This window comes from Chitinophaga pinensis, from assembly GCF_007896845.1.
Taxonomy (GTDB): Bacteria; Bacteroidota; Bacteroidia; order Chitinophagales; family Chitinophagaceae; genus Chitinophaga; species Chitinophaga pinensis_C.
This window is the reverse complement of record NZ_VOHS01000032.1, coordinates 25,888-44,711: the sequence shown is the minus strand read 5'-3', so window position 1 is coordinate 44,711 and position 18,824 is coordinate 25,888. Positions and strand designations below refer to the sequence as shown.

The 18,824-nt window shown below is 44.6% G+C and carries 15 protein-coding genes and 3 tRNA genes; 14 read left to right on the top strand and 4 right to left on the bottom strand.

What is annotated here, in order from left to right; all coding sequences use genetic code 11:
• The first annotated feature begins 11 nt into the window (after positions 1–11).
• From FEF09_RS22875 to FEF09_RS33475, 10 genes are all read left to right on the top strand, one after another.
• The gene (locus FEF09_RS22875; protein ID WP_146307262.1) at positions 12–398 is read left to right on the top strand and encodes a PleD family two-component system response regulator; all 387 of its coding nucleotides are present in this window, start codon (positions 12–14) and stop codon (positions 396–398) included.
• A 64-nt stretch (positions 399–462) separates the two neighbouring features.
• Positions 463–1,590, top strand: coding sequence for a HEAT repeat domain-containing protein (locus FEF09_RS22870; protein ID WP_146307261.1), 1,128 nt, complete (start codon positions 463–465; stop codon positions 1,588–1,590).
• Between the two features lie 8 nt (positions 1,591–1,598).
• Complete coding sequence (locus FEF09_RS22865; protein ID WP_146307260.1) at positions 1,599–3,059, top strand: glycosyltransferase family 2 protein; 1,461 nt, start codon at positions 1,599–1,601, stop codon at positions 3,057–3,059.
• Between the two features lie 26 nt (positions 3,060–3,085).
• Positions 3,086–4,582: a glycosyltransferase family 2 protein gene (locus FEF09_RS22860; RefSeq protein WP_146307259.1), complete on the top strand. Its 1,497-nt coding sequence runs from the start codon at positions 3,086–3,088 to the stop codon at positions 4,580–4,582.
• Between the two features lie 2 nt (positions 4,583–4,584).
• A complete protein-coding gene (locus FEF09_RS22855) occupies positions 4,585–6,033 on the top strand; it encodes a tetratricopeptide repeat protein (protein ID WP_146307258.1) in 1,449 nt (482 codons plus the stop codon).
• The gene (locus FEF09_RS22850; RefSeq protein WP_146307257.1) at positions 6,030–7,451 is read left to right on the top strand and encodes a YaiO family outer membrane beta-barrel protein; all 1,422 of its coding nucleotides are present in this window, start codon (positions 6,030–6,032) and stop codon (positions 7,449–7,451) included. Before FEF09_RS22855 ends, FEF09_RS22850 begins: the two co-directional genes overlap by 4 nt.
• Before the next feature lie 27 nt (positions 7,452–7,478).
• On the top strand, positions 7,479–9,269 hold the full coding sequence (locus FEF09_RS22845; protein ID WP_186774469.1) for a DUF4838 domain-containing protein: 1,791 nt from the start codon (positions 7,479–7,481) through the stop codon (positions 9,267–9,269).
• Entirely contained in the window at positions 9,212–9,721 is a 510-nt protein-coding gene (locus tag FEF09_RS22840) for a discoidin domain-containing protein (RefSeq protein ID WP_146307255.1), read from the top strand. Before FEF09_RS22845 ends, FEF09_RS22840 begins: the two co-directional genes overlap by 58 nt.
• Before the next feature lie 384 nt (positions 9,722–10,105).
• On the top strand, positions 10,106–11,218 hold the full coding sequence (locus tag FEF09_RS33480) for a TonB-dependent receptor (RefSeq protein ID WP_261387684.1): 1,113 nt from the start codon (positions 10,106–10,108) through the stop codon (positions 11,216–11,218).
• Between the two features lie 20 nt (positions 11,219–11,238).
• Positions 11,239–12,636 (top strand): TonB-dependent receptor, encoded by a 1,398-nt coding sequence (locus FEF09_RS33475; protein ID WP_315898179.1) that lies wholly within the window; start codon positions 11,239–11,241, stop codon positions 12,634–12,636.
• A 103-nt stretch (positions 12,637–12,739) separates the two neighbouring features.
• On the opposite strand, the gene FEF09_RS22830 is transcribed toward FEF09_RS33475, so the two are convergent.
• Together FEF09_RS22830 and FEF09_RS22825 are read right to left on the bottom strand one after the other, a co-directional pair.
• Positions 12,740–14,278 (bottom strand): alpha-N-arabinofuranosidase, encoded by a 1,539-nt coding sequence (locus FEF09_RS22830; RefSeq protein WP_146307254.1) that lies wholly within the window; start codon positions 14,276–14,278, stop codon positions 12,740–12,742.
• A gap of 93 nt (positions 14,279–14,371) precedes the next feature.
• The gene (locus tag FEF09_RS22825; RefSeq protein ID WP_146307253.1) at positions 14,372–14,692 is read right to left on the bottom strand and encodes a hypothetical protein; all 321 of its coding nucleotides are present in this window, start codon (positions 14,690–14,692) and stop codon (positions 14,372–14,374) included.
• Between the two features lie 120 nt (positions 14,693–14,812).
• Between FEF09_RS22825 and FEF09_RS22820 the strand changes: the two genes are divergently transcribed.
• Both FEF09_RS22820 and FEF09_RS22815 read left to right on the top strand, forming a co-directional pair.
• Positions 14,813–14,885, top strand: a tRNA-Gly gene (locus tag FEF09_RS22820).
• A gap of 75 nt (positions 14,886–14,960) precedes the next feature.
• Positions 14,961–15,033 (top strand) — tRNA-Gly (locus FEF09_RS22815).
• Positions 15,034–16,087: 1,054 nt separating this feature from the next.
• On the opposite strand, the gene FEF09_RS22810 is transcribed toward FEF09_RS22815, so the two are convergent.
• Both FEF09_RS22810 and FEF09_RS22805 read right to left on the bottom strand, forming a co-directional pair.
• Positions 16,088–16,288 (bottom strand): hypothetical protein, encoded by a 201-nt coding sequence (locus tag FEF09_RS22810; RefSeq protein ID WP_012789914.1) that lies wholly within the window; start codon positions 16,286–16,288, stop codon positions 16,088–16,090.
• Positions 16,289–16,339: 51 nt separating this feature from the next.
• Positions 16,340–17,371, bottom strand: coding sequence for a glycosyltransferase family 2 protein (locus FEF09_RS22805; protein ID WP_261387683.1), 1,032 nt, complete (start codon positions 17,369–17,371; stop codon positions 16,340–16,342).
• A gap of 107 nt (positions 17,372–17,478) precedes the next feature.
• Here FEF09_RS22805 and FEF09_RS22800 point away from each other — a divergent pair, with 107 nt between their 5' ends.
• Positions 17,479–18,627: a sensor histidine kinase gene (locus FEF09_RS22800; protein WP_146307251.1), complete on the top strand. Its 1,149-nt coding sequence runs from the start codon at positions 17,479–17,481 to the stop codon at positions 18,625–18,627.
• A gap of 64 nt (positions 18,628–18,691) precedes the next feature.
• Positions 18,692–18,775, top strand: a tRNA-Leu gene (locus tag FEF09_RS22795).
• Positions 18,776–18,824: the final 49 nt, after the last annotated feature.

Below are 18,824 nucleotides of genomic sequence, written 5' to 3'. Positions count from 1 at the left end.
AAAGCCAATTTATGAGTAACAGAATTCTGCTCGTAGAAGACGATGAAGTAATGCCTAAAATCATGGAGAGGATACTTCATAAAGAAGAATATAAGATAGAACATGTAACAAACGGAAAGGAAGCTTTCCAGCGGCTGGAAGACAATAACTACAACTATGATCTGATTATTACAGACATCATGATGCCATATGCCAATGGTTTCGAAATTCTCAGCAAAGTAAAAACAAGGAAGGACGGCAAACCAATTCCCGTAATAATTGTTTCAAATGCAGGGAATGAAGAGATGATTCTGGAGGGTTTTAAACTCGGCGCAGATGACTTTCTTAAAAAACCGGTTATTCCCGGCGAATTACTGATACGTGTAAAAAGACTACTTATACAATATGCCGCTAAATAAAAGCGGGCACTCATTCATTGTTTACTCTCCTTTGTGAAACCTTTTACCAATTGACCAGTCCTTTATGGAATACAGCCTTTATGACTTCAGGGGTGCATCCCTGAACATTCAGATTGCCATTATTTTTATATTTATTGCAGTGACATGTACGGCAATAGCTTACTTATCTATCCTTACAGGCAGGTACCGGGCCCATAAAAGGGAAAAGAAACTTGCCGGACTCCACCCTATTATTGATAACCTGCTCATGGAGCATATTTTGCTTAATGACGAACTGGCCAGTAACACACCAGCTGATCAGGTAATCCTGCCCATAGAAGTGTTCCGCCTGCCCGTATTTGAAAAGAAATGGGCCCGTGAGGCCCTCATCGACAGACTAATAGAATACCGTAACAACGTAAGAGGTTCTATGGGAGAACAACTCAGAAACCTCTATATCCAATTGGAACTCGACAAGGATTCTCTCAGAAAAATGAAATCCCGTAAATGGGATAAGAAAGTACAGGCACTGGCTGAACTCAGCAACATGAACATGTCCATTGCTGACGTGACCATTCTGCCACTGACCAATAGCCGTAACCGTGAGTTACGTGCCGCCGCGCGTCATGCCTATATCAAACTCAGTAAAAACGAGCCCTTCAAGTTCTTCGACGTCGTAACAGAACCTCTGCTGATGTGGGATCAGGTGGAGCTTTTCAAAATCATCTCTACGACCGAACATATCGCCATTCCCAACTTCGCACAATGGATCACCTACTCCTCCAATAAAAGTATCGTATCCTTCTGCCTGAAACTGGTTGTACACTATAATCAGGTCAGCGCCGTACCGGCCGTAGTAAGACTGCTCGATACAAAAGATCACTATCTGCGGGCAGATGCCATCAATTGTCTGGGCAAACTGAAGATCGAAGACGTAGAAGAGAAACTCCTGCATATGTACAACAGCCAGCCATTGAACTGCCGGCTGGAAATACTCAAAGCCATCGGCCGTATTAACAGCGGACGTAATGTAGACTTCCTCCGGCAGGAATTCCTGCATGCGACAGACTTCGATGTACGCAAGCACGCCGCCAAGTCACTCATCAGAAATGAATGGGCTGCCAAAGGACTTATCCAGGAACTGATTGATACCGCTACTGCAGAGAACAAACTGATCCTCAAACATAGCATGAACCCGCTAATTAAATTCTAATCGTCGAGATGGAGCATAATATCTGGGAAACGATAGGGAAATTTTATGAAAGCACTGTTTTCATTTACGGCACCGTATTGCTGATCACTTACGCATTGCTGGCAGTGTTCTCGATGATAACCGTGCGGGCCTATGCAAGAAAAGACAAGTTTCATCAGGAAAATGTCCTTCTCAGCTCTCCCCTTGCGCCCGGCATTACCGTACTGGCGCCTGCCTTCAATGAAGGCCTTACCATCATCTTCAACGTACGCTCCCTGCTCACGCTCAACTATCCGCTGTATGAGATTATTATCGTCAACGACGGAAGTACGGACAACAGTCTGGAGCAGATGATCGATGAATTTGAACTGGTACCTGTCGATTTTGCCTACAACGCCAAGATACAGACCAAACCTGTCAGAAAGATCTATAAATCCACCAATCCTGCATATGCCAAACTGATGGTCATAGACAAAGTGAATGGTAAAAGTAAGGCCGATGCCGTAAATGCCGGTATTAACGCCGCTCTCTATGACCACTTTGTATGTACAGATGTGGATTGTATCCTCGATAAAAATACCCTGCTGGAACTGATTAAACCGGTCATGCAGGAAAAAAAGAAACGGGTGATCGCTACCGGCGCTACCCTCCGTATTGCCAATTCCTGTGAATTTGATCAGGGTGTGATGACCCGTATGCGTCCGCCGGCCCAGCTATTACCCCGTTTTCAGGAGGTAGAGTATATCCGCGCATTTGTATTGGGTAAAATGGGTTGGAGCCTGCTGAACTGTGTACCAAATGTGTCCGGGGGACTAGGCCTTTTCGACAAGGAAATTGCCATCCGTTCCGGTGGATATGACCACAGTTCTTTTGGAGAAGATATGGAACTGATGACCCGCATGTGCCGGTATGCAAAAGATAACAAGATCGATTACGCCATCCGTTATATACCGAAAACACTTTGCTGGACAGAAGCGCCTGCTTCCGTAAAGATATTCAACCGTCAGCGTACCCGCTGGGCAAGAGGTCTTGCACAGCTGATGTATGCGCACTTCGGTATGTTCATGAATCCCCGCTACGGAAAAATGGGCCTGATCATTTTCCCTTATAACTTCTTCTTTGAACTGCTGGCACCGATCATAGAATTTACCGGTATCATTTATTATATCGTCATGGCATGTCTGGGTCTGATCAACTGGCCTACGGCATTACTGCTGCTCGTATTTGTGTATACCTACTCGGTAATGATCACCACAATAGCCATCCTCTGGGATCAGCTCACCTTCCGGTATTACAAGACCTGGAAGGAAGTGGCATTACTGTGTACAACGCCTTTCATGGAGTTCTTTCTCTATCACCCTCTGATAATAATATTCGCACTACGCGGTTATTATTACTTCCTCACAGGTAAAAAAAGCACATGGGGCAATATGCAGCGACGCGGCTTCCAGACAACACAAAAGGCAGCGGCTACGGTCACCGCCAAATAATCATATAAAAACTCAAGGCAGATACTGTGGAACTGTTTAGAAATTTTTACGAAGGCTTTGTATTTGTGTATGGCTGTACGATGCTGTTCATGTATGCATTACTGGCTATCCTGTCTCTGCGGGGCATCATTAAGTTCCAGCGGAAGAACAGCTACGTGGATTATAATAAAATGCTCCAGTCACCACTGGCTCCGGGTATATCCATCATCGCTCCTGCCTTCAATGAAGGCGTAACGATCATCTCCAATGTACGCTCCCTGCTCACGCTGAATTACCCCCGTTTTGAAGTGATCATTGTCAATGATGGCAGTACAGATGATACCCTTACAAAACTGATCAATGAGTTTCAGTTACAGGAAGTAGACTTCGCCTATAATGAACGTATTAAATCCCAGCCCGTAAAGCGTCTCTTTAAATCTACCAATACTGCTTATGACAAACTGGTTGTCATCGATAAAGTAAACGGTAAAAGTAAAGCCGATGCTTCCAATGCCGGTATCAATGCCGCTGCATACGACTACTTTCTGTGTACGGATGTAGACTGTATCATTGAAAAAGATACTCTGCTGCGTATGATCAAACCGTTCATGGATGAGGAACATAACAAGATCAAAGAAATAGGAGACCCTTGTCCGGAATGTGGATATATACATGTCAGGGAAGATAGTGTACGCGTGATTGCCACCGGTGCTACCCTGCGTATCGCTAACTCCTGCGAAATTGATGAAGGGGTGATTACCCGTGTGCGTCCGCCGGAAAAATGGTTACCGCGCTTTCAGGAAATGGAATACCTGCGTGCTTATGTACTCGGTAAAATGGGCTGGAGCGTGATCAACTGTGTACCCAACGTATCTGGTGGTCTGGGTTTGTTTGATAAAGAAATTGCGATCAAGGCAGGTGGTTATGATAGCAAGTCCTTCGCTGAAGATATGGACATCGTAACGCGTATGTGTACCTACATGATCGACAACAAACTGAAATACGCCATCCGCTATATTCCGACCACCCAATGCTGGACAGAAGGTCCGCCTAATATGAAAGTATTCAGTCGTCAGCGTACCCGCTGGGGACGTGGTCTCGCAGAGATCATCACCATCCACCGTAAGGTGATCTTCAACCCGCGTTACCGTAAACTCGGACTGATCGTACTGCCTTATAACCTCTTCTTTGAATTCCTTGCTCCGATCATTGAATTCACCGGTATCATCTATTATATCTATCAGATCATCACCGGCAATATCAACTGGCATAATGCGCTGATCTTACTACTGTTCGTGTATCTGTACTCTGTGATGATCACGACGCTGGCGGTATTATGGGACCAGATCACCTACAAACATTATAAAACCTGGAGAGAAGTGATAGGGCTTGCCTCAATGGCATTTATCGAACCTTTCATTTACCATCCATTGATTGTATTCTTCGCGCTGCGCGGCTATTTCAACTTCATCACCGGTAAAAAACATACCTGGGGAAATATGCAACGTCAGGGATTCGGACAGAAGAAACCAGCAAATACTTAAACATGATGTCTCTTTTCAAATATATACTATCCGGAACAGTACTTTGTCTTTCATTACAGGTACAGGCACAGATTTTCAGCAAAGGAAAAGATGCTGATGAACTATACAGCGAAGCAGTAAAAGAAACAAAGCTGAATCATTATCAGAAAGCGATCCAGCTATCCAAAGAAGCACTGGAGAAAAGACCTGATTTCGTTGATCAGCAATTATTGCTCGGCAGATTATACATGCTGACGGGTAATGCGGACCTGGCAAGAAGGTATGTAAAACAAGTACTGGCGAAGGATCCGATGTACAAAGATGCATACCTGTATGCCATCAATATTGAACTGGGCGCAAAGAAATATGAAGAGGCTGAATGTTATGTAGATGAGGGCCTCTATCATTATCCGTCTGACAAGGAACTCATGCTGAAAAAGCTGGGTATCATGGATGCGGCAGAACGTTTCTTTCAGGGAGGTGTTTATGCCAATACCCTGTTAGATAAATATGCTGGTGATACCACAGTACAACGTGCCTATACAGGACATTACCTGCTGGCCGGACATTATTATCAGCAAAGAAACAACCAGCTTTTATCACAGGAAAACTATGAAAGAGCTCTGATGCTGGATCCGGATAATGAAGAAGCCAAAGCAGCCATCAATAGTATGTATGTAAAAAGCGGCAGCTATACCCGTGCTATCGAGCAGGTAAATGCAGCACTTGCCGCTAATCCGGGTTCCTATGACCTGATGATGCGTAAACTGGGCCTTCTGGGGGATATGCACGATTATGCCGGTGCTATTAATCAGCTGCAACAAATATTAAAACGCTGGCCGGGCGATGCAAAAGCGCGTAGTACTGAAACCGCTTTACGTATGGAAGCAGCTGCATGGTATTCAAATACAGATCCTTTCCTCTTATATGCAGGTATCGCAGAGAAGAACCCCGGTAACAGGGAGGCTCTGGATAAGGTGATCGGTATGAGTATGTCGCGTGGCGCGTACCGGGAAGCACTGGCGTGGATCAACCGCGGACTGAAAACCAATCCGAATGACCAACGCCTGTTATCACTTAAACTGGATGTACTGGAAAGCGATCGTAAATTCACAGAAGCAGCTCTGCTGGCTGAAAGATTGCGTTATAACTCTGCCGGCTCAGCGGATCAGAGAAGTCGTTATACTAATCTTAAAATAGCCAGTGGACGTGAATATCTGGCACAACAGCAGTACGACCTTGCACTGGCTGAATTTGACAAAGCCCTGCAGGCCGATTCCCGTGATACCACAGCCATGGACCTGATGGCCAATACCTATATCAATCAGAAAGATCACATACATGCATTGGAAGTATTGGACAAGGCACTGGCCGTTTATCCCGACAACAGCAGGTTCCTGCTCAAAAATCAAGCGTACTGGCAGAAACTGGTCAGTATGATGAAGCCGCTGAAATCGCTGCTCAGCTATTGAGTCAACACCCGCAGGACGCAAAGTACAATGCCAATCTGATAGACCTTCGTCTTACTGCAGGGCGTAAACTGATGCAGGCAGAAGAATACGATATGGCAGCCGGTGAATTCAGAGCCGTGCTGGCACAATCCCCCAACAATATTGAAGCACTCAATTACCTGATCAATCTGGAAACAGCCGTCGGTCAGTCAGACAGCGCTCTGGTGTATGCAGATCAGGCTTTACAATACTATCCGGATAATAAAGACCTCTTACTGAAAAAAGCAGGTATCCTGACTGATATGCAGAGATACAATGAAGCGAATGCTATTTCTTATCAGCTGATGCAACGTTATCCGTTCACGATTAAATATCGTACAGCCTATACCGATGGTCTCATTGCCGAAGGCAATACTTATCAGAGGAATAATGCACCGGATAGCGCACTGGCTTTATATAGACAAGTGTTGAATATCAACAGAAAAGATTCCCTTGCGTTGCTGTACAGCATCAATCTGTTGAATGGTAAACAGTCGTATGACAGCGCACTGGTGTATGCGAATCAGGGTATCCGCTACTATCCGGATAATGAATCATTTATACAAAAACGGGCAGTTACTCTGGAAAATAAAAAGATGTTTACCGAGGCAGCTTTGGCCGCAGATTCTGTAGTAAAACTGAATGGCAATCCGGTGAATGTGGATTATGCTGATTATCTGCACAGCAAAACCATGAAGAACCAGTTTGGCATGTTCTTCCTCCATTCCAGCTATGATTATCAGGATACTAAGTATAATATCGCCACCCTTGAATATCGTCATTTCTTCAAACGTGGTTCTTATGCGGCGCGTCTGAACTATGCGGGTCGTCAACAGGGAACAGGCTTACAGGGAGAGGCGGAATTGTATTACACACACAATCCAAAACTCTATTCCTACGCGCTGGCCACCTACTCAAATGAGGTAGTTTTCCCCAGAACAAGGCTGGCTTACTCTATTTTCAAGACATTCAAACATGATATCGAAGGTGAACTGGGCATACGTTATCTGAATGCAGACAGCTCCAACAGTATCTCCGGTGTGGCATCCATCGCAAAGACGTGGAAGGATTTCTGGGTGAACTTCCGGGCTTATTTCATCAGTGATTCTCCTGAATTCTACACCTCCTACAACCTGACGACCCGCTATTATATGAACCGTCAGCAGGATTATATCTCATTTACAGCAGGTCTCGGTACCTCTCCGGATGACCGCAGCCGGCTGATACAGTTCCCTAAACTGGCAGGATTGTTGACAAGAAGTGTTGGGGCAGGTTATCAGAAGACGTTTAAATACCGTACCACCGCCGGGATTTTCGGCACGTGGATCAATCAGAAAATCACTACCAGTGAATTTCAAAATCAATACGACATCTACTTAACTTTGCAACGAAAATTCTAATCACTTTTTCATTCAATGTTCAGAACAATGTATCACTTACTTCTTTTACTGACTTTTCTGGTACCAGGTGCTTGTCAACCCGGATATGCGGATATCGGTATTGTTTCAAACGGTTCTTCCAGTTATGTGATCGTACTGCCGGATGACCCGACCCAGAATGAAACAAAAGCAGCTAAGGTATTACAGGATTATCTGAAACGCTTGTCAGGTGCAAACCTGAATATAGTGGCTGAAAAGAATTATCGCCAGCAATCCGGCATCTTTATAGGAGCGACCGAACACACCGGCGATTTCAATGCTACCAAACTTAAAGCAGAAGGGTTTTTCATTGCCACTGACGATAAAAATCTTTATATAAAAGGAGGAAGCGGTAAGGGCGTACTCTATGGCGTGTATACGTTACTGGAAAATTACTTCGGATGCCGTAAGTATGCCGCAGATCCGGTGGTGGTACCTGTCAGCAAAACCCTCCGGCTGCCACAACGCCTGATGGACAAACAGGAACCAGACTTCGTTTTCAGAGAAGTATTGTATCCTTCCTCCTTCAATGATGAATTCCTCGAATGGAACAAATTGCACCGTTTTGAAGATCTCTGGGGATTATGGGCACATTCCTATTTCAAAATGATCCCTCCTAAAACATATTTTAGCAGTCACCCTGAATATTTTGCACTGGTTGGTGGGAAACGTCAGGCGACACAGTTATGTCTCAGCAATGATGATGTATTCAATCTGGCAGTAGCATATCTGCGTAAAGCAATGGCTGCCCGTCCGGATGCTATGTACTGGTCTATCAGTCAGGAAGATAATGCAGGGTTCTGTCAATGCGACAAATGCCGGAAAGCTAATCAGGAAGAAGGCGGCTGGCAGGGACCAGTGATCAGATTCGTCAATCGTATCGCAGCACAGTTCCCCGATAAACAGTTTGCTACACTTGCTTACGTGTATACCTCTCATCCGCCAAAGAAAACCAAACCGGCGCCGAATGTCTACATCATGGTAAGTACGATCAATGCCTCCAGACATGAGCCATTGTCCTCCTCCCCTTCAGCTGCTGAATTCAGACAGGATCTGGCAGGCTGGAAGGCACTCACAGACAAGATCTTCATATGGGATTATACGACGGAGTTCTCCAATTTCCTCGCTCCTTTCCCTGATTATGATAATCTGCAACCTAATATACAATACCTGAAAGCGCAGAATGTAAAAGGTATCTTCTCTCAGGGTAGTGCAGACACCTATAGCGATATGGCCACCTATAATTGTTATCTGCTGGCCAAGCTACTCTGGACCCCATCTCTGGACGAGAAGAAACTGACAAATGACTTTCTGAATGGTTATTATGGTAAAGCAGGTCCGTATATCGGTCAGTATATGGATGCTTTAAGTAACAATGTACGTCGTACCAATGCACGTCTGGGAATCTATGATAATCCGATTAATAACTATAAGAATTATCTGTCTTCGGATGCGATGGATCAATACAAGAGTATCCTCGATAAGGCCGAGAGTGCAGTAGGCAATGATAGTGTGCTGGTAAAAAGGGTACAGACAGCCGCCTTGTCTGTAGAATATACATCTTTACAGCAATCACGTTTCTACGGTACTGAAAAGAAAGGCTACATGGTAGCTATGGGAAGAAGTTATGCGGTAGATCCGAAATTCCCTGCCCGTGTAAACAAATTTATTCAGAGAAGTAAAGCTGCCGGTGTAAAGGAACTCTCAGAAGGAGGCGCCAATCCGGACGATTATCAGCGTCAGTGGCTGGGTCTTTTACCCGTAAATGGGAGAACAGCATCGCTTTACATGCGAATGTAAGTCTGAAAAATCCATTCTCTGAAGATTTTCCGGCCAAAGGACCTGCTACTTTAACAGATGGTATGCTTGGTGATAAAGATTTCAGTACCAACTGGTTATTCTTCTATGGAACGGATATGGTAGCAACCATCGACCTTGGTGAGAACAAAACCATTAATCAGGTACAGATGAATTTCCTGCAGGATGCCAAACATTTCATCTTCAATCCTACAAACATCATTGTAGAAACTTCGCAGGATGGCAGGAATTTCAAAACCGTTGGCAAACAACAACCGGATCCTTTACAGGATGGGGATTATAATATAAAGCCTAATAACTACAGTTTTAAAGTTTCAGCAGTACAGGCGCGTTACGTACGCGTTACCGGCACCTGCCTCCCTGCTCTCCCATCATGGAGGCTCTGGGGTAATAAAAAACCAGCCCTTTGCTGTGATGAAATAATCGTGCTGTAATAGCCATACAGCCCTTTCAACGCTATACTTTCAAAAGATTTTTACGGAAAATTTCCGTTGTTGCATTCCTATTTATATATTTGTCTACAAATTCACTAGACTAATAAGCATTCTGTTGCCTATCATTGCCATGAGCCACCAGCATGTCAATTCCGCGAGCAACAGGAATGCGTATCAACCTGTAGTATGCAGTCTGCTACATAACTAATTATTGACATGAGCCACCAGCTTGTCAATTTCGCGGATTAAAATTAAATACATACTGTAAGCCTGTAGCATGGCAGTTGCCTGTATGCTCCGCTATCTGCATGTCTGTACCCAAAACACGTTTGAATTACTATCACCTAATATGTTTTAATTATGCGAAAATCATTACTCTTCCTTATGCCAATTTTACTTTTGGCCGGCACGGCATTTTCTCAGAATGCTGTTGTAGGCGTGATAAAAAATGGTGAAGGGACCTCAGTTGTGGGGGCAACTGTAGTAATCAAGGGCACCAATGTTCACGCTATTGCAGATACAAGCGGACGATTTAGTATTCCATTGCGCAGGGCATTTCCATTCACCTTGTTAATCAGTTCTCTGGGTTATAAACTGGAGGAAGTAAAACTGACCAGTCTTCCTGCGGGACCGTTGGCCATCACCTTATCCAGTGACAATAGTCTGTCGGAAGTTGTCATCTCTTCCCGCCGGCGTCTGGAAACAGCTCAACAAGTACCTATTCCCATCTCGGTAATCAGCGGATCACTGGTGGCAGATGCTGGTGCATTCAACGTAAATCGGCTGAAAGAGATCGTACCTACTGTACAATTATATTCCTCCAATCCCCGGAATACAACCCTGAATATCCGGGGTGTCGGTTCTACCTTCGGTCTGACGAATGACGGTATTGACCCCGGTGTGGGCTTCTATGTAGACGGAGTCTATTATGCGCGTCCGGCGGCTACCACGCTTGACTTCATCGATATAGAACAGGTTGAGGTATTACGCGGACCACAAGGTACGCTCTTCGGTAAAAACACCACCGCAGGCGCCTTCAATATCACTACAAGACAGCCCGGTTTTACGCCGGAAGCCAATTTTGAAGTCAGCTATGGCAATTATGGATATATACAGGCAAAAGCGGCTGTATCCGGCCCGCTCAGTAAGAAATTTGCTGCCCGCGTATCCTTTTCAGGAACACAGCGCGACGGTACAATCTATAATGTAGTTACACAAAAGCATATCAACGACCTCAATAACCTCGGTTTGCGCGGCCAGTTATTATATACGCCTTCAGATAAGGTAAAGATCACCCTGACTGCCGACAATTCCGAGCAGCATCCGGAAGGTTATGCACAGGTAGTCGCAGGTGTAGCGCCTACCTTACGCCCTGCTTACAGACAGTTCAAACAGATCATTGCTGACCTGAATTATAAACTGCCCAGTGAAAACCCATTTGATCGTCTGGTAGATCATAACACACCATGGCGCTCTGGCAATGAACTGGGGGTGTAGCCTTAAATGTAGACGCTAAAATAGGTGGTGGTACACTGACTTCCACGACCGCATGGCGTTACTGGAACTGGGATCCATCCAATGACAGAGATTTTACGGGACTGGCGGTATTACAGTTATCACAGGCAACTTCCAAACACAAGCAATGGACACAGGAGATACGTTATGCCGGTGACCTGACTTCGCGTCTGAGCGGTGTTATAGGCGTATTTGGTATCTGGCAGGACCTGAAAACAGATCCGGCGCATATTGAGGAGTCAGGAGATGCCCAATGGCGTTTCTCTCAAAGTACAACCAGTGAATTATGGGCTACCCCGGGCTTATTTGACGGTTATGGTATAAAAACTGTATCCCGTCTAAAGACATTTGGAGGTGCTGTATTTGGTCAGTTAGACTGGGCGATCACTGATCAGATACACGTATTACCCGGTCTGCGCTATAATTACGATAAGAAAAAAGTAGATTATGACCGTAAGACATATGGTGGTCTGCAGACAGACGATCCGGACCTGATCGCGCTAAAAAACATTGTATATACCAATCAGACCTTCAATGCAGATGTGGATGAAAGCAATGTCTCCGGGCAGTTGACACTTGCGTATAAACCTACAAAAGCCATTAACGCATTTGCGACTTATTCTACCAGTTATAAACCAATCGGTGTGAATCTTGGTGGCTTACCAACGTCAGGAGGTAAAGTGATGACAGAACTGGCGAGAATCAATCCGGAATCGGTAAAACACTTTGAAATAGGTGTTAAAACATCTCCGGGTAAGAATGCCACAGCAAATATTGTCTACCACAGAACAGATATCAAAGACTATCAGACGCAGGTGCAGACCGCAGAAGTGGGTGTAAACCGTGGTTACCTCGCCAATGCTGAAAAAGTAAGAGTACAGGGTGTGGAACTGGATGCAAGTCTCCGGATACGCAGTGCGGTGTCTCTCTATGGTTCACTGGCTTATACAGACGGGAAATACGTGTCTTTTAAAAATGCACCGGTGCCATTGGAAGAAACAGGCGGCTCTGCTGCTTTTAAAGATATTTCCGGCGGAGAATTGCCCGGAGTTTCGAAATGGGCGGGGTCTATTGGTGGAGAGATTGTTTCCAATCCGGGTATCATTCTGGGTCAGAATGCCCGCTTTTTCGTAGGAGCAGATGCCTACTTCCGTTCTTCCTTCTCATCCAGCCCCTCACCATCCAAATACCTGAATATTGACGGTTATACATTATTCAATGCCCGTGCAGGCTTCCGCGCATTAAACGGACTAACTGTTTTTGTATGGGGACGTAATCTGCTGAACAAAGACTACTTTGAACAATTACTACCTGCAGCAGGTAATGCCGGTCACTATGCCGCAGTATTGGGCGATCCACGCACTTATGGCGTCACGATCCGTTACTCTTATCATCAGTAATACCTTCTGGTCAATTATTCATTATAAAAGAAAGGCTGTCCGCATTCCGCAGACAGCCTTTCTTGTTCTCTGTGCTACCCTCCAGGGTAATATCTATACCGATTTATTTCAGTTCCAGTACGACAACAGATGCAGGCGGCAATTCAGCAACCAGCTGATCACCCTGTTTCTTTGCGCCGTTGAATTTCTCTATATGAATTTTGTTGGGCTGATCGAATGTATTCACATCTGTTACTTTGCCGGAGGTCAGTATCTGACCACTCACTGTTTTCCACTTTACATCCTGTAAACTGGTAGATACAGTGATTTTCTGGTTAGGGTTCAGGTTCACCAGTGAGATATGTACAACACCCGTTGAATCCAGTGAAGCAGATACATTCACAGCAGGTATCTGCTCATTGCCGGAGGTATATGCAGGGCTATTCAGTTGAACCGGCAGGTATTGTGCATCATGATGCACTTTATACAGATCAAATATGTGATAGGTAGGCGTCAGCAGCATCTTTTCCTTGTCTGTCAGGATCAGTGCCTGCAGTACGTTAACCGTCTGCGCCAGTTCTGCCATTTTTACACGATCACTATGATTATTAAAGATATTGAGCGTGGTACCGGCGATCAATGCATCACGCAGGCTATTCTGCTGATAAAGAAAGCCCGGATTTGTACCCGGTTCTACATTCGTCCAGATACCCCATTCGTCCACGACAAGGGCTACACGTTTTTTAGGATCATACTTATCCATGATAGCCGAATGCTTAATGACCAATGAATCCATGGCAAGGCATTTCTTCATGGTGGTAAAGTATTCCTTTTCGGAGAAGCTGGTCGCAGAACCTTTATTATTCCAGGTCAGAGGTACTGTATAATAATGCAGACTAACACCCCACATCTGATGCAAAGGCACCTGTTTCATGATCGTCTCTGTCCAGTTAAAATCAAAATCATTCGCGCCGCTGACAATCTTCTTTAATGGAGCTCCGGGATAGTTACGCGCATAGGTGGCGTATCTTTTGTATTGGTCTGCATAAAATGCAGGCGTCATATTGCCGCCGCAACCCCAGCTTTCATTCCCTACGCCCCAGAAACTTACTTTCCATGGTGCTTCGTGTCCGTTCTGTTTACGGATAGCGCTCATCGGACTGATACCATCGAAGTTGAGGTATTCAACCCATTTGGCCATTTCTTCTACGGTACCGCTACCCACATTCGCAGAAACATAGGGCTCACATCCCAGCAGTTCGCAGAGTTCCAGAAATTCGTGTGTACCAAAGCTATTGTCTTCTGTTACACCACCCCAGTTGGTATTCACCATTTTCGGACGTTGTTCTCTCGGACCGATACCATCGCGCCAGTGATATTCATCTGCGAAGCAGCCACCCGGCCAGCGCAGGTTAGGAATATGAATCTTCTTCAGTGCATCTACAACATCGAGGCGGATGCGGTCTTTCTTTTGTACGTTCAATGCAGGATCAACCCAGAAACCATCATAGATACAGCGGCCGAGATGTTCAGAGAAATGCCCGTAAATATGACGGCTGATCGTATGATCTGACTTAGGCTGTATGACCAGACTGGCTGTGTTTTGTGCCTGTGCGGCGAATGCACACAGCAATAATAACAGGAAGGACAACTTGCTCTTCATAATATAGAATTTATGTACAATTGACTTAGGCAGATCTTTTGTGAAGACGTGGAATGCTTGCTAAGATAGAGAAAATAAATGTCAATCATACAACTATTTTATTCCCTCCGGTGTATCCATATCAGCATGCATCACGTGGTTTTGACGGATGGGTAAACACAACCTATTTGTGTTGCGCAACCATGCAGGATAGTCAGATAAAACATTGATAATTTTCAGGTCTGGTATACGAAAACGTTGTCGTCCTTTAAAAAATATCATGAAAGATAATATCCCTGACTCTGTCATACATACGCCTTCAAACACTTTAGGGCTGAGCATTTCAGCCGGCAAAAGAACAAACATTGCGATAATCAGTCCGATATATATTGCATATTTTTCTGAAAAAACTGCACAAATATTTTGTGGTTTCAAACAATGTTGTACATTTGCAATCCCAATCGCGAACAACGCGAACGGAAAACGAAAAAAGCTCTTTACAAGACATTCAGTTTTAAATACGCAATCGCTATATTAAAATTGATTTTTTCACCCGCGGAAGTAGCTCATTTGGTAGAGCACGACCTTGCCAAGGTCGGGGTGGCCGGTTCGAGCCCGGTCTTCCGCTCTCTCTTATAAAAGTTCTTACAAATAGTAATCAGTTCAGGTAGTTCATCACTACATAAAATTGATTCTTTTACCTGCGGAAGTAGCTCATTTGGTAGAGCACGACCTTGCCAAGGTCGGGGTGGCCGGTTCGAGCCCGGTCTTCCGCTCTCTTTTAAAAGTCCTGGTGTTGTACATCAGGACTTTTTTATGCCCTTAAAGCGGCCTTTACTCCTTTCCTGACGGGCGTCTCCCCTATTACTGTTGCATACAGGTTTCCTGCTGAGGCCAGCATTTTCCAATCACGTAAACTATTGGTTGAATATCAATCAGATAGTGGAATGTGTTTATTTATGGGCCTGTTGTATATCGTATTGCCTTTATTCAGTAACAAAAAGATTGCGTCAGGCACTTATCTCCTTTGATAAAGCTCCCGTCTTCGTAATAAGCTTATTTAAATAATTATCAGTCTTTGTGGCCCGCTGCATGTACATCTCTACTATGAGGCTCTTCCATAGCATTATATCACGCGGTCTATAAGAACTTTACACTTATGTAAGGACCAGCCCCTAACGTTTTTCTGTATTAAGACACCTGTAAAGCGCCCGCTGAAACAATCTCTCACTTGTAAAACAAATACTGCATTCAATAGGTCAACCTTAAGATTTTTCCGGACTAAAACAAGTCGTTCTTATCCCGTTTGCATCAGGAAGATTTTTCGGAGATGACCCGTAGATAAGCCGTATATAAGCCGTATATATTCCATACCTATAGGAACGGCTTATCTACGGGTTATCTACGGCTTATCTAGGGATCGTCTGCGGGAAGCCTTCCTGATAGAACTAATACCCGGGCGAAATAAAAAAATCCCGGAAAACAGTATAATAAACCTTCATATGAGAGGATAATTCACAGGCGAAAGCTTGTTATACAGATCACCCGGCTCATACACGGCGTATACATGAGACATACACGGGACATATACGACGCATCCCGCTATTTATAGATTGATCAGTATGCGGATATACGGCGATTACCCGGATGTTCCGGGCGATATAATGAGAAGATTATCAGTACTATACGTGAATTTCGTGTGGACCAGACGTGGACTTGATCAGAAGATCTTTTGAAATGATGCGGGACTGGTGTATTCCAAAGGCGGGGATATGCAAAAAAAAGCCTCCCGGTAGTACCGGGAGGCTTTCACCAATATAATTAAGTCTCTTATTTATATTTCGGATTGTACAGTGTATTCTCTGGTACAGCAACTTCAGGTTTACCCTTATAACGATGCTTGAACAGATTATAACATCCACCTAAAACAAATGACAGCAGGCAGAAGATTGTCACGTAAAACAGGAAACGGGAAGATGATACCCAGCTACCGGTAAAGTCGCTCTTATTTTCAACAGTATTGTGTTCCATAGCTATTTATTTCGCATTGCAAACTTACATCATGTCAAATAATATTGCAAGTTATTTTTCCAAAGTCCCGAAAGTCTTACGATTCAGGAAGTAATAACGCCATATCATGATACCATGAAAAACCCCTGACAGTTCCAGCAAACGCTTCTGTGGCAGCCTGTCAGACGATAATTTATACGTTCTCCGCCAGCGACGGTAATCCATATAAGCTTTGAATATCGCCTTCATATCGGCAGGTTTACCTGCTACCAGACTCTTCACAGCCGCCAGCAGGTCCAGAAAGAAACGTTGGGATAATACAATCCAGCGATCAGCCGGATGCAGGTTTTTCCACAACATCATCAGGTTATTCCGGAAATTGAGGTATAGTTTACGGGGATTTCCCTGCGGCAGACTCCCTCCTCCCACATGATATACAATAGAATCCGGACAATAGCAGATCCGGTAACCGGCTCTTTTCAGTCGCCAGCAAAGATCCACCTCTTCCATATGGGCAAAGAAGCTGGCGTCAAAACCACCTACTTCATGAAAACAGGCCGAACGGATAAACAGGGCTGCTCCTGTGGCCCAGAAAATATCCTGTGCATCATTATATTGCCCTTCGTCCAGTTCCGTTGTATATAGTATTCTGCCCCTGCAGAAAGTGTATCCTAAAATATCCATCCACCCTCCTGCTGCTCCGGCATACTCAAACTCCTGTTTGTTATGATAAAAACGCAATTTAGGCTGACAGGCGGCTACGTGGTGATCGCGCACCATCTGGGCAACAACCGGCTCAATCCAGCCCGGTTCCACTTCTACATCCTGATTCAATAATACATATATATCAGCCTTTACGTGCTGCAGGGCCATATTATAGCCTCCTGCAAACCCGTCATTGGTGGGATTCTGAATAATGCTGACCTGCGGAAATTTTTCACGCACAAATGCCACACTATCATCTGTCGATGCATTATCCGCCACATATAACTGCAGGTTCCCATAAGTAGAACCGCACACCGATGGCAGAAATTTTTCCAGAAAACTACGTCCATTCCAATTCAATATAACAACAGCTACCGATGGTAATACAGACAAAAGCACTCTTTTACGCGTGAATAATATTTTTTCCCTTACAAATATGCAACAAATTATAATAGCTTCTGACTACACTACACTTATTGCACATTATACTTAATTTAGACCCCAGTATGTTTAAACAGGTTATAGGCTGGAAGTTTGTACTGGTATCCACAGCGGTGATCATCATTGTGGGTACGATCTGGTACGTAAGCAGCATCGCCAGCAAACTGGAAGAAGAAGAAACCAAGAAAGTAGCCACCTGGGTGGCTGCCAACCGGGAATTGCTCCAGGCTTCCGATGAAGCGAACCTGAATCTGGCTGTAGAGATTATCACAAATAATACCAGCATTCCCGTTATTATCACCAACGAGAATGGTCACATCATCGACTCCCGTAATCTTGATACTACCAAACTGGCTGGTAATCCCAAATACATGGAAGACCAGCTGACTACTTTTAAGAATCAGCACCCGCCGTTTATTATGGAGATCGACGCTAAAAACAATCTCTATAACTACATCTATTACGGAGATTCCCTGATCCTGAAACAGGTACGTTATTACCCCTATATTCAGCTGATCGTTGTAGCTCTGTTTATCAGTATCGTACTGGTCGCACTGTCTACCTCCAACCGCGCCACCCAGAATCTGCTCTGGGTAGGTATGGCCAAAGAGACCGCCCACCAGCTGGGGACTCCCCTCTCTTCCATAGAGGCATGGATAGAGATCCTGAAAGACAATGAAGGCAATGAACTCGTAGCAACAGAATTGCGCAAAGATGTTGACAGACTGAAACTTATCACCGAACGTTTCTCTAAAATAGGCAGTGTACCGCAACTGGAAGAACGTGATGTAGTCAGTCAGGTGGAATCTATGGTCACCTATATCCGTAAAAGAGCACCACAAAAAGTAATACTGACCATGCATTGTCAGGAACATGAGATTCCTGCGATGATATCGCCGTCATTATTTGACTGGGTCATTGAAAATCTGCTGAAAAATGCGCTGGATGCCATGGAAGGAAAAGGTACCATCGATCTTTATATAGAAAATCATCCTACAAATATCGTTATTGACATCACCGATAATGGAAAAGGTATCCCGAAAGCTAATTTCGACAAAGTGTTCAAACCCGGCTTTAGTACCAAAAAAAGGGGTTGGGGCCTCGGATTATCCCTCGCAAAAAGAATTATTGAAGAATATCATAAAGGGCGGCTAAATGTACGCTGGTCGGAGCTTAACAAGGGAACAACCTTCAGAATTCTGCTAAGAAAATGATGTTAATTACTAATTAAATTTGTTCGTTATCAAAAACCGATTAATTTTGCACCACTTCAGAGCTGCGGAGGTGGCGAAATTGGTAGACGCGCTACTTTGAGGTGGTAGTGCCTGAAAGGGCTTGGGAGTTCGAATCTCCTCTTCCGCACGAAAGCGAAACGGTTTAGATCGTTTCGCTTTTTTATTTTAAGCCGGGA

Excerpts from the sequence above, each read along its gene's own strand:
- FEF09_RS22875 (WP_146307262.1), top strand. The coding sequence starts at position 12 with ATGAGTAACAGAATTCTGCTCGTAGAAGACGATGAAGTAATGCCTAAA.
- FEF09_RS22870 (WP_146307261.1), top strand. The coding sequence starts at position 463 with ATGGAATACAGCCTTTATGACTTCAGGGGTGCATCCCTGAACATTCAG.
- FEF09_RS22865 (WP_146307260.1), top strand. The coding sequence starts at position 1,599 with ATGGAGCATAATATCTGGGAAACGATAGGGAAATTTTATGAAAGCACT.
- FEF09_RS22855 (WP_146307258.1), top strand. The coding sequence starts at position 4,585 with ATGATGTCTCTTTTCAAATATATACTATCCGGAACAGTACTTTGTCTT.
- FEF09_RS22845 (WP_186774469.1), top strand. The coding sequence starts at position 7,479 with ATGTATCACTTACTTCTTTTACTGACTTTTCTGGTACCAGGTGCTTGT.
- FEF09_RS33480 (WP_261387684.1), top strand. The coding sequence starts at position 10,106 with ATGCCAATTTTACTTTTGGCCGGCACGGCATTTTCTCAGAATGCTGTT.
- FEF09_RS22830 (WP_146307254.1), bottom strand. The coding sequence starts at position 14,278 with ATGAAGAGCAAGTTGTCCTTCCTGTTATTATTGCTGTGTGCATTCGCC.
- FEF09_RS22810 (WP_012789914.1), bottom strand. The coding sequence starts at position 16,288 with ATGGAACACAATACTGTTGAAAATAAGAGCGACTTTACCGGTAGCTGG.
- FEF09_RS22800 (WP_146307251.1), top strand. The coding sequence starts at position 17,479 with ATGTTTAAACAGGTTATAGGCTGGAAGTTTGTACTGGTATCCACAGCG.